Below are 13,130 nucleotides of genomic sequence, written 5' to 3'. Positions count from 1 at the left end.
GCCACGGTGATTAGCATATACACACTAGCTAAAACTATTTAGCCTTAGGCATTTGCGATACCATTGATAAATTAATATCCATACCTTCAATTTGGAAATGTGGTACTAAGAAAGTTTTTACTTTAAAGAAACCTGGGTTATCTTCAATATCTTCAACAATCACTTGTGCTTGACGTAATGGATGTGATGCTTGAACTGAGTCACTTGGATCCGTCATTTCAGTTACTAAGTTATTGATCCATTTATTCAATTCTAACTCAAGCACACGGCGGTCTTTGGTTGCACCTATATTTTCACGTTGAATCACTTTTAGATAATGTGCAATACGTGATAATAAGAAAATATACGGTAAACGCGAGTTAATACGGCTATTTGCCGTCGCTTCTTTAGTATCGTAAAGCGCTGGTTTTTGTGAAGAGTTAGCCGAAAAGAAACAAGCATAATCACGATTTTTATAGAATGATAATGGAATAAAACCAAGATTAGCGAATTCAAATTCACGCGTTTCTGGAATTAAGACTTCAGTTGGGATCTTAACTTGATTACCGGTACCTAGGTCATATAGGTGAATCGGTAAATCTTCAACTAAACCACCTGCTTGAGGCCCACGAATTTGTACACACCAACCATTACGAACAAAGCTTTGAACCATATTTGCCGCAAAAGCAAATGAAGCGTTAGCCCATAAATAACGGTCATGATCAGGACCTTTCACTTCCTCAACATAGTTAAAGCTACGTACAGGAACCGTTTCTGGACCATAAGGTAAACGAGCAAGTACACGCGGTAAAGTTAAACCAATATAACGTGAGTCATCAGTTTCACGGAAACTATTCCATTTAGTATATTCTGCACGGTCAAAGTAGTTAGCAATATCTTTAATTGCTGCAACTTCTTCCATTGAATCTTTACCAAAGAATTTAGGTCCTACAGAGGCGATGAATGGCATATGTGCCGCCGCAGCAACTTTAGAAACATTACGTAATAAAGCAATATCTTGCGGACCACGATCAAATTCATAATTAGAAATAGTCACACCTAATGGTTCACCACCCGGGGTATCATATTCTTGAATATAAGTATGACGATAGAAGCCAGTCTGATTAATCTCAGGTGCATCTTCAAAGTCTTGGCGAAGTGCATCTTTTGATACATCAAGAAGTTCAATTTTAACATTACGACGGAAGTCGGTACGATCAACTAAAAATTTAAGTCCACGCCATGTTGACTCAATCTCTTGGAATACCGGATTGTGCATAATTGCATCAAGTTGACGGCTTAATTTTTGATCAATTTGGCTAATATGATAGTCAAGTAAGTGTTTATCTAATTTTTCTACTTTTTGTGATGAGTCTTGAATCATCTTTAATAAGATGTTTACCGCCATCGTAACGCGTTCATCGGTTGAAGATTCAAATAAGACATCATTGTCTTCATACTTATCCATATCTTCAGCTTTACTAACTGGGTTTAAATTGATTTTACTAAATAGAGATTGATATACGCTACCTGCGTCTTGAGTAACGACTTGAGCTGTACCCTTTTCTTTCTGTACTGACATTATTTTCCGTCCTTTTTCTTAATCTTTATCACAATAGCTTTAGGCTAATTCAGATAGCGCCCTCATGCTACTTTCGGCTTGTGAAATTACGCTTTAGTTTCAGCAGCAACAATGGCTTCAAGCTCTGCACGTAACTCATCAGATAACTGTTCATTTTTAACAATTTTTTCTAACTCATGACGGAATGTAGTATTGTCCATTAAGTTAGATTTAAGATCACGAAGCAGGTTACGCATAGCGAGTAAAGAACGTAATTGTGGAATTTTTTTAGCGACTTGTTCTGGAGTGAAATCTTTCATCGATTGGAAATCAAGATTAATATTCACTTCTGAACCATCATCAGCTAATGTATTAGCGACAGTGATTGTTGCTTGAGGATTTAGATCCTTCAGAACAGAATCAAAATTATTTTTATTAATCGAGACTTTTTCTTTTTCAGCGAGTGGTCGATTATCTTTACCATGACTGTAATCGCCCATCGCAAGAATCTTTAATGGCAGCTCAACTTTCTTCTGCGCTCCGCCAGTATGCAGATCAAGTTGAATGTTAACGCGTGAAGCTGGTACTTCATTTTGATAGCTGTTTGACATATCTATTCCTTTTTCAATATAAAATCAATTAGTTAGAACCACCCACGCTAATTTTACACTGAAAAAGATTACACAAACAATTGAACCTAAGTGCAAAGAGTTTGTATAAATAACGTTAAAAATCTTTCTTTTTTTTATTAACCTATTATTTTAAATAATTATTTTTTACAAAAAAAAAGTGCATTATGACAATAAAATTTCTTTTATTAAAGTGAGACGATAGGCTAAATAATATTCAATTCTTTTAATCTTAAAAAAGCTTGTTTAGCGCTACCAACGTTTAATTTTTCGACAATATTGCTGATGTGATGTTTAACCGTTCGTTCTGATATATCCAATCTTAAGGCTATTTCTCGATATTTTAGACCATTACATCCTAGAGATAAGACCTGTTTTTCTTTTTCAGATAACATCAAAGATAATTTGTTACGATAATATTCAATACTCTTTTTCTCTCTTAAGTAGAGATCATAGAGATCAACGAGTAAAATTTGTAATTCTGCGCGGTGGACATCAAAAAACTCAATATCAATCGCTGATGACTCATCACACAAAAGATTTAAAAATGCACTATTACCTAAAGGATCGTTAATGGTAAAAGTATAACCATTATGAACATCATGAGCTTTAGCTAATTTTAAAAAATCCTGATTTTGAGATATCAAATAAGGCATAACAGAGTGCCAAGAGAAAGGTTTAACACTAATTCGTCCAAAATTGACGATGGGATCGGTATGATAAAGCTTATTATCTCGGTAAATTTTAAGCCACTCTTTTGGAAAAGTGGAAAAAATAACGGGAGGAATAAAACTGCTGCGGTCAAAAAAAAGATATTTATACCGTTTAATATTCAATCCGTTAAGCGTTGCATATAAATCATCACGAAAAGTATTATTCAATTTAGTTTGAACCTACATCTTGTTGTTTTTCATCGCGTTGATAGGGTATCGCTAATATAACAATATGTAAAGCTTAAAAAATAAGTGTTATCGCATAACAGTTGAGATATAAAAAATTAATATTACACTTTGGTGTCGTTATGTTCAGGGAAATAGCGGGAGTGAGTGGAATAGTGTTCTATTTTCCTATCAGTTACTGACCACAATACTTTTAGTAATGTTATCACCACTCGGTGACCGCTAAACCTAATAATAGAGATAAATAAACACTTTTTTAATGCAAAAAAATACCGCCAGGTATGACGGTATTATTATGACTTAATATAAAAAATTAAATCTCTAAATAATCTAAAATCCCTTCTGCAGCTTTACGACCTTCTGCAATCGCTGTAACGACCAGATCAGAACCACGTACAGCATCACCACCAGCAAAAATTTTTGGATTGGTTGTTTGGTAGCCTCGATTTTCTGGCGCAATAATTCGTCCTTGCGCATCAAGCTCAATCTGATGTTCAACGAGCCAAGGCATTGAATGCGGTTTAAAACCGAATGCCATAATAACCGCATCAGCCGGTAGAATAAATTCAGAACCGTCAATAACCACCGCGGCACGGCGACCTTTACTATCTGGCTCACCTAATTCAGTTTTCACCATTTTAACACCGGTCACTTGGCCATTCTGGTCAATTTCAATACTAACTGGCTGAACATTAAATAAAAATTCTACACCTTCTTCTCGTGCATTTTTGACTTCACGCTTAGAACCTGGCATATTTGCTTCATCACGGCGATAAGCACAAGTGACACTATTCGCATCTTGACGAATAGAGGTACGTACACAATCCATCGCCGTATCACCACCACCAAGCACGACCACCTGTTTCCCTTTCATGTTGATATAAGGAGTATCCGTGGTTTGGCTGTGATTCATAATGTGTTTAGTGTTAGCAATTAAAAATGGCAGCGCAGCGTAAACGCCTGTTGCGTCTTCGTTAATCAAACCACCTTTCATTGATTGATAGGTTCCTGTACCCACAAATACGGCATCAAATTCATCGAGCAGGGTCTGTAATGTAATATCTTTGCCAATTTCAGTATTTAGACGAAACTCAATGCCCATCTCGGTAAAAATATGTCGACGGTTGATTAAAACCTCTTTATCCAATTTAAAAGCAGGAATACCAAACGTCAATAACCCACCGATTTCCGGATGACGATCAAATACGACTGGTTTTACACCATTACGGACTAAAACATCAGCACAGGCCAGACCCGCCGGACCAGCACCAATAATAGCCACCCGTTCACCCGTCATTTCAACATTAGCTAAAGTTGGACGCCAGCCAAGTTTAAAGGCTTCATCTGTAATGTAGCGTTCAATATTACCAATAGTTACCGCACCAAATTCAGCATTTAGTGTACAAGATCCTTCACAAAGACGATCTTGTGGACAGACTCGCCCACACACTTCAGGTAGACTATTTGTTTGATGACAGAGCTCAGCCGCCTCAATAATACGCCCTTCATTAACCAGTTTTAGCCAATTAGGGATATAGTTGTGCACAGGGCATTTCCACTCACAATAAGGGTTACCGCAGCCCAAACAACGATCGGCTTGAGCGGAAGCTTGTGATTTAGAAAAACCTTCGTAAATTTCAATAAACTCTATCTTTCTAATTTTTAATGATTTTTTAGGTGGATCAACACGCTGTAAATCGATAAATTGATAAACATTCTGACTCATTCGCATTTTCTCCTTATTGTGCCTGTACACGTAATTCGGCAGCAGACCGACTACGATGACCCAGTAATGCTTTTACATCACTCGATTTAGGTTTAACTAACACAAATTGTTTGGCATATTTTTCCCAATTAGCAAGAATCTCTTCAGCTCTCGACGAATGAGTTAATTGAGCATGCTCCATAATTAATCCGCGTAGATGTTCTTCATGAATTGGGTGATCAGCAACATTTAGCATTTCGACTAACTCTTGATTAATTCGTTGATTAAACTCCCCGTTTTCATTGAGAATATAAGCAAAACCACCGGTCATACCAGCACCAAAGTTAACGCCAGTTTTACCCAGTACACAAACCGTTCCACCTGTCATATATTCACAACCATTATCACCAATGCCTTCGACGACACTAACTGCGCCTGAGTTACGTACCGCAAAACGCTCACCCGCTTTACCTGCCGCAAACAATTTACCGCCCGTCGCTCCATATAAACAGGTATTACCAATAATCGTCGCTTCATGACTTAAAAAAGCCGATCCGATTGGCGGACTAATCACAATTCGTCCTCCCGCCATTCCTTTACCAACATAGTCATTAGCATCACCCGTTAGATTAAGCTCAACACCACCCGCATTCCAAACACCAAAGCTTTGTCCTGCCGTACCGTTAAAATTAAGCTTAATCGGATCAGCCGACAGACCTTGATCACCGTGCTGTGCTGCAATATAACCAGAGAGTGTTGCACCAATTGAACGATTAGTATTTTGGATATCAAAATAGAACACCTTCGACTGTTTGTTATCAACATACTCTTTCGATTGCGTCATGATTTCATGATTCAATACCCCTTTATCAAACGGCGTATTAAGCTGTGTATGATAAATTGCATTACCATCAATCGGTGACGCTGTTTGTAGTAAGGCAGAGAGATCCAGTTTATGCTGTTTGGCCGTTATGCCATCTAATTCGACCAGCAAGTCAGTACGACCAATCAAGTCTATAATACGACTTACGCCAAGCTCAGCCATAATTTCACGCGTCTCTTCAGCAATAAAGCGGAAATAGTTCATCGCTTTTTCTGGTAGACCATGATAATGGTCACGACGTAATTTATCATCCTGTGTTGCAACACCTGTTGCACAATTATTTAAATGGCAAATTCGTAAATATTTACACCCTAATGCCACCATTGGTCCAGTACCAAAACCAAAACTTTCAGCACCAAGAATCGCTGCTTTAACAATATCAACACCAGTCTTTAATCCGCCATCCACCTGTAAGCGAATTTTATGGCGTAATCCATTAGCAACAAGTGCTTGTTGTGTTTCAACTAATCCTAACTCCCACGGTGAACCCGCATACTTAACCGAAGTTAGTGGACTTGCTCCCGTTCCGCCGTCATAACCAGCAATCGTTATCATATCGGCATAAGCCTTTGCAACTCCTGTTGCAATAGTACCAACACCAGGTTCAGAGACCAATTTAACGGATATCATCGCCTTTGGATTAATCTGTTTTAAATCAAAAATAAGCTGAGCTAAATCTTCAATCGAATAGATATCATGATGTGGCGGAGGTGAAATTAATGTCACACCTGGCACTGAAAAGCGTAAACGCGCAATATATGGCGTAACTTTATCACCCGGTAATTGTCCACCTTCACCCGGTTTTGCACCTTGTGCCACTTTGATTTGAATCACATCAGCACTCATTAAATAACCTGGAGTAACACCAAAGCGACCTGACGCAACTTGTTTGATTCGTGATACTTTGATCGAATTGTAACGAGCTGGATCTTCACCACCTTCCCCTGAGTTCGAGAATCCACCTAAAGTATTCATGGCTTCAGCTAAAGATTCATGGGCTTCTGGGCTTAATGCACCAATGGACATTGCAGCTGAGTCAAAACGTTTAAATAGTGCTTCACTCGGTTCCACTTGTGCTAATGGAATTTGTGCATCTTTAGGTGGCGTTAATTTAAGTAGATCACGCAAAGTCGCCACCGGTCGGTTATTAACAATCTTGGCATACTGTTTGTAATCATCATAGCTACCGCTGTTTACAGCTTGTTGTAATGATTGCACAACATCAGGGTTATAAGCGTGATACTCACCCCCATGGATATATTTTAGTAAGCCACCTTGTTCAAGCGGTTTACGTTTTAACCAAGCCCGTTTGGATAATTCAAACAGATCTTGTTGGAAATCATCAAAATTAGCGCCATTAATACGACTCGTTACCCCTGGGAAGCAGGTTTTGATAACATCGTTATGTAACCCAACAGCTTCAAACAACTGTGAACAACGATAAGAAGCAACAGTTGAAATGCCCATCTTGGACATGATTTTATACAGCCCTTTATTAATACCATTACGGTAATTAAGCATTGCTTCTCGATAAGTTTTATTCAGGCTACCCTTATCAATCAATTGAGCAAGCGTTTCATAAGCTAAATAAGGATAAATTGCAGTAGCACCAAACCCAATTAATACCGCAAATTGATGAGGATCTCGACAACTCGCAGTTGCTACAATAATATTTGCATCACAGCGTAGATTTTTTTCAACTAACCGTTGTTGTACAGCCCCCACAGCCATTGGTGCTGGGATTGGTAAACGGTCGGCTGCAATATTTTTATCAGATAAAATCAGCAATACAGCGCCATCGCGTACTTTCGTCTCAGCATCACCACATAACTGTTCAATTGCATCGTTTAGATCACCATCAATTTCATAGGTAATATCTAATATTTCAGTTTGATAGTGCTTTGATTCTAAAGACATTAACTGTTCAAAATCAGAGTAAAGTAACACTGGTGATTTAAACGCCACACGATGTGCTTGCCCTTCTGCTTCAGCAAATACATTCATTTCACGACCGATACTGGTCGAAAGCGACATAACATGAGCTTCACGCAGTGGATCAATCGGTGGATTGGTCACTTGAGCAAATTTTTGTCGGAAATAATCATAGATAATTCGAGGTCGAGTCGATAAAACCGCAAATGGTGTATCATCGCCCATAGATCCCGTTGCCTCTTGACCGTTTTCACCGAGTGAACGAATCACCTGATCCAGCTCTTCAAACGAGTAACCAAACTGTTTTTGATAAGTCGCAAGCGTGTTATCGTCAAAATTGCGTTCACCAATATACTCATCAGCAAGTTGCTCAAATGGCGTTAAACGTTTAACATTTTTTTCCATCCATGTTTTATAAGGATGACGTTTTTGTAGATCATTATCCGTTTCACTTGGTGGAATAATACGCCCTTGTTGGGTATCAATCACCAGTAGCTCACCAGGACCAACACGACCTTTCTTAACGACTTCATCGGGTTCATAATCCCAAATACCAATTTCGGAGGCACAAGTAATCAATCCATCGGTTGTGATGACATAACGGGCTGGACGTAACCCATTACGATCTAAGCTACATGCAGCATAACGACCATCTGACATTACGATACCCGCTGGCCCATCCCACGGTTCCATATGCATAGAGTTGAAATCGAAGAAAGCGCGTAAGTCTTCGTTCATATCAGGATTGTTTTGCCAAGCTGGTGGTACCAGTAAACGCATCGCACGTACAATATCCATTCCACCGACTAAAAAGAGCTCTAGCATATTATCAAGTGAACTTGAGTCAGAGCCCGTTTCATTAACAAATGGCGCGGCATCTTGTAAATCAGGGATTAATGGTGTTCTAAACTTATAAGAACGTGCTTTCGCCCATTGGCGGTTACCTTCAATAGTATTGATTTCACCATTGTGAGCAAGATGTCTAAATGGTTGAGCTAATGGCCATTTAGGAACTGTATTGGTTGAAAAACGTTGGTGAAATAGGCAAATAGCTGATTCCATTCGCAGATCGGCCAAATCAAGATAAAAACGTGGCAGATCTTTAGGCATACATAAGCCTTTGTAAATATTCACTTGATTAGAAAAGCTACAAATATAGAATTCGTTGTCTTGTACTCGTTTTTCAATTCGGCGACGTACCATATATAAACGACGTTCTAAATCGATAGTACTCCAACCAGCCGGTGCATTAATAAAGACTTGTTCAATTTGTGGTAATGATGATAACGCGATTTCACCAAGTACACTAATATCAATCGGTACTTTACGCCAACCAACTAACGACAGTGTCTCTTTAGCAAGTTCTTCTTCAATGATGTCACGACTTGCTTGCGCTTCTGTCTCATTTTGACTTAAAAATAGCATGCCTACCGCATAATTAGCCGCAAGTCGCCAACCTTCCTCGTTGGCAACTAAATGAAAAAAGCGATCCGGTTTCTGTAATAATAATCCACAGCCATCGCCTGTTTTACCATCTGATAATATCGCGCCACGATGTTGCATGCGAGCGAGTCCATGAATCGCCGTACGCACCACTTTATGACTTGGTTTGCCCTCTATATGCGCAATTAAGCCGAAGCCACAGTTATCTTTTTCATGATGCTGGTTATATAACATATCATTGCCTCTTAATAATTTTTATCTCTACATTGCTGCCACACCAAATTAATCTAATCAGGTGGAATGGCAAGACTTCTAATGCCACGGATATTGCCACAAAAATTAGCGATAAAAGCCGTTTTGGTCAAATAAATTCCACTTATAAGTCAATATTTTCATAACAGCATAGTGGGTATTAATAGAATTAATGGATCACGATAAAGCAAATGTTCAATAACAGTGAAAATTTGTTTCATCGTGGTGCGTAATGTGTATTTATTCTGACGAAATCGATATTTTTGTAGATCAATTGAGCAGTTTTAATAAATATAAATTGAGTTGATGTTGTTCCGCTTGCCATGTTTCAAGCATTTTCGGATCAATATCGGGTTGATTATCGAGTGAACTTAGTAGCCGTTTCCACCATGTTCGGTAATGATAAGAGGATAGTTCACCAGTAATATCACTACCAATGATATTTTTGCCCAGTGCGGCAATCGTATCCGTTAGATGATAGGTTTGTAAATTTCCCTGATCCCAATTGGTTTTGATGATTGTTTCACTCAGAACATCTTTATCAATTGAAAGGTATGTTGGTAGTGATAAACTACCTTGTAAAGCAATAAACGAGGCTATCAATTCATCACCACAATCAAAACAGTGAAACGCTTTGGATAGTCCGGTGTAATTTGGCCATTTAACTCGGCGATTTAAACTCCAATAGTTTAATTTACCCTGATATAACGGTAACAAACGATTTTCCCACGCATGCCATGCGCCAATATCTCCTGAGGAGATCCCCATTACATGTACATGGCTGACAAAAGGAAGTGCTGCGACATGACTAACCCAGGAGCCACAGTGAATACCAAATGGAAAACGCATATTATCGGGATGGTTATCAAACACGACGACTTGTATTGGATTAGTTGAGCTGTAATAAGATGCTAAACGCTCAATTAAATATAAACTCATATGGTGATAGTCACCACTCCCCATTAGAGTCGTGCCTAACTGATCAGTCGGTAATCGTTGATCTAAGTGATGAGCTAGCTTACGGTAGTCCTGCTTGCTACAACCAAACCGAATCTGCTCTTGATAATTGGCTAAATCAATATTAATTGCATCGGCAATAGGACCGACACTCTGATCAAAATTAAGGATAATGGGCGTTTTCATAATTCACTTTGATTCTTTTTTTGCTGATGTTTATCAAGTAACAATGTATCCGTTTCAAAATATCGGCTAAATCGAGATAACACCCATCTGAGTATAGGATTACGGATATAGACCAAGTGCTGAGTAAACGTGAACTGAGCTCCTAAGGTCGATTTAACTTCAGGATCCGTCCAACCTGCAATATAATATTTTAACTGATGATCAAGCATAAACTGTAGATTATAAAACCAACTCACATAATAGAGATTGAAGTCATAAGAGTGTGGATAAACAAAGCCGACATATTTATCAACTAAAGTATCGTTGACAATAAAACAGATGTTGTAGCCAATCAGCTGCTGGTTATGATAATAGGCAAAAATCACCCCATTATTACGCTTATCTTGCAGTAATTGTTGAAAAAATTGTGGGCTTAATTTATCAAAATGAATTTCACTCTGATCATAGACATTTTCGTAAAGTTGATAGTAATAATCTAATTGTGACTGTTCAAAAAAACATTCATCACCACTATGTAACACTTTTATATCTAACTCTTTAGCTGCCTTTAATTTGCGCCGAAAATTTTTACGTCGACTATAGGATAATCGCGATAGATAATCATCAATAGAGCTATAATCACAAGGAACAAAAGCAAGTGCTTGTCCTTCAATCGCAATGAATTGCTGTTTTTTTAATGATTCATTAAATTGATGACTATATTGATTAGCGGTATCACTAAGTAGGACTGATTGATTAGGCAGATCTTTAATAATTAAGAGTGAAAATTTTTTACTGTAATCTCGCTTTAACTGTTCAACAAGATCCTCTGCAGCAATACCTTTCGGTAATAAAGCATATTCAGATACCGTTGTACCAACAAAAGCGGTATTAAAACGCAACCATTTTCCCCAGATACGGTAGAGTGGTAATTTAATAATTTTATTACGTAAAGATGGCTCAACAGTGGTTAATAAATCAAACTCTGCTGCAAACATTGGCAGACCTGATTCTGTTTGCCATGCAGTGAAATCAACTGGAGGATTTAATAGAAAATCATCGACTAGTTCGTTAGGCTCTAATTGGTTTAAATACTGCATATTTGTTCTCAATATTAACTCAAACATACTCTGATTCGTTTCGCCTCTCATCATAAAGACAATGAGAGGCGAAAACTTAGCTATTATCAAAAATAGCTATGATTTAGTTAAGATTTTTTAGCTAGCGTAATTAATTGATCTAATAACTCAATGCTTTGATCAATTTCAGCTTTACTGATATGCAGTGATGGTGCAAATGTAATTACATTCTTATAGTAACCACCAACATCAAGCACTAAGCCCATTTTTTGGCCTTTCCAATCAAGATTCCCCGCTAGACCAAGATCAAACATCTTATCTAATAATGGTTTATTTGGCGTGTAACCATCTTCAGTACAAATTTCAGCTCGTAGTGCTAGACCTAGACCATCAACTTCACCAATCTCTTTATGACGTTTTTCAAGTTCACGTAAACCATCTAGGAAGTAAGCACCTTTTTCCATCACCATTGCTTCATAGTCAGTTTCTTGGGTCATTTTCATGACTTCTAAACCTAGTGCTGTACCAATTGGGTTAGAGGCAAAAGTTGAGTGTGTTGAACCTACAGGGAATACAGTTGGGTTAATTAACTCTTCACGAGCCCACATACCACCAAGTGGGTTAAGTCCATTTGTTAGAGCTTTTGCAAAAACTAATACATCAGGTGTTACATCAAAATGTTCAATAGACCATAATTTACCAGTACGATAGAAGCCCATTTGAATCTCATCGACCACCATTAAAATACCATACTGATCAAGTACTTTCTTTAAACCTTTGAAGAAGTTACGTGGAGGAACAACGTATCCACCAGTACCTTGTAATGGTTCTACATAAAATGCAGCATACTCTGATTGGCCGGCTTTAGGATCCCAAACACCGTTGTATTCAGTTTCAAATAGACGAGCAAATTGATTAACACAGTGTTCACCATATTCATCAGGAGTCATACCTTTTGGACGACGGAACGGGTAAGGGAAAGGAATAAACATTGCTCTTTCACCAAAGTGCCCATAACGGCGACGGTAACGGTAACTTGATGTAATTGATGAGGCTCCAAGTGTTCGTCCATGATAACCACCTTCAAAAGCAAACATTAAACTCTTACCATTAGACGCGTTACGTACTAATTTTAATGAGTCTTCAATACACTGAGAACCACCAACGTTAAAATGTACACGTCCTGGCAAATTAAACTTACGCTCCATATCTTGAGCAATCGTTTTAGCTAATTCAATTTTAGTTGGATGTAAATACTGGCTAGCACATTGTGGTAATGTATCAACCTGTTTTTTAAGAACCTCATTTAAGCGAGGGTTGGCATACCCGAAATTACATGCAGAGTACCACATCTGTAAATCAAGGTACTGCTTACCTTCACGGTCATACATATAACTACCATCACAACCAACAAATATTTTCGCCGGGGTAGCATAGTGCACAGTATCGCCATAAGAACAGTATTTCGCTTCATCTGCCAGTAGTTGTTCATCACTTGGAAGTTGACCAACTAAGTCGGCACTAGGTTTACTCATCGTTTTTACTCCAAAATTAAATTAATTTTCAATGACCTGTAATAGGGTAAAGATAAATGGATACTAATAATAGAAACTTAATGTATAAGTTGTGTAACAATATTGTGATAA

At 38.1% G+C, this 13,130-nt stretch carries 8 protein-coding genes; all 8 read right to left on the bottom strand.

Features of this window, described 5'->3' with window-relative positions; translation table 11 throughout:
* Positions 1-34: 34 nt before the first annotated feature.
* The 8 genes from tssC to RHO11_11345 all read right to left on the bottom strand — a co-directional run bounded on the left by tssC (position 35) and on the right by RHO11_11345 (position 13,019).
* On the bottom strand, positions 35-1,561 hold the full coding sequence (tssC, locus tag RHO11_11380) for a type VI secretion system contractile sheath large subunit (protein ID WVD61073.1): 1,527 nt from the start codon (positions 1,559-1,561) through the stop codon (positions 35-37).
* A gap of 86 nt (positions 1,562-1,647) precedes the next feature.
* Complete coding sequence (gene tssB / locus RHO11_11375) at positions 1,648-2,151, bottom strand: type VI secretion system contractile sheath small subunit (GenBank protein WVD61072.1); 504 nt, start codon at positions 2,149-2,151, stop codon at positions 1,648-1,650.
* A 224-nt stretch (positions 2,152-2,375) separates the two neighbouring features.
* Positions 2,376-3,050 carry a LuxR family transcriptional regulator gene (locus RHO11_11370; protein WVD61071.1) on the bottom strand — a complete coding sequence of 225 codons (675 nt, stop codon included), beginning with the start codon at positions 3,048-3,050 and terminating at the stop codon, positions 2,376-2,378.
* 331 nt (positions 3,051-3,381) lie between these two features.
* Positions 3,382-4,800 (bottom strand): FAD-dependent oxidoreductase, encoded by a 1,419-nt coding sequence (locus RHO11_11365; GenBank protein WVD61070.1) that lies wholly within the window; start codon positions 4,798-4,800, stop codon positions 3,382-3,384.
* A 7-nt stretch (positions 4,801-4,807) separates the two neighbouring features.
* Complete coding sequence (gene gltB / locus RHO11_11360; protein WVD61069.1) at positions 4,808-9,265, bottom strand: glutamate synthase large subunit; 4,458 nt, start codon at positions 9,263-9,265, stop codon at positions 4,808-4,810.
* Between the two features lie 288 nt (positions 9,266-9,553).
* Positions 9,554-10,426 carry a hypothetical protein gene (locus RHO11_11355; protein ID WVD61068.1) on the bottom strand — a complete coding sequence of 291 codons (873 nt, stop codon included), beginning with the start codon at positions 10,424-10,426 and terminating at the stop codon, positions 9,554-9,556.
* Positions 10,423-11,505, bottom strand: coding sequence for a GNAT family N-acetyltransferase (locus RHO11_11350; protein WVD61067.1), 1,083 nt, complete (start codon positions 11,503-11,505; stop codon positions 10,423-10,425). The genes RHO11_11355 and RHO11_11350 overlap by 4 nt, the downstream gene beginning before the upstream one ends.
* A 107-nt stretch (positions 11,506-11,612) precedes the next feature.
* Positions 11,613-13,019 (bottom strand): aminotransferase class III-fold pyridoxal phosphate-dependent enzyme, encoded by a 1,407-nt coding sequence (locus RHO11_11345; protein ID WVD61066.1) that lies wholly within the window; start codon positions 13,017-13,019, stop codon positions 11,613-11,615.
* Positions 13,020-13,130: the final 111 nt, after the last annotated feature.

The sequence above is a fragment of the Orbaceae bacterium BiB genome, from assembly GCA_036251205.1.
GTDB lineage: Bacteria > Pseudomonadota > Gammaproteobacteria > Enterobacterales > Orbaceae > Orbus > Orbus mooreae.
This window is presented reverse-complemented; position numbering and strand designations above follow the sequence as displayed.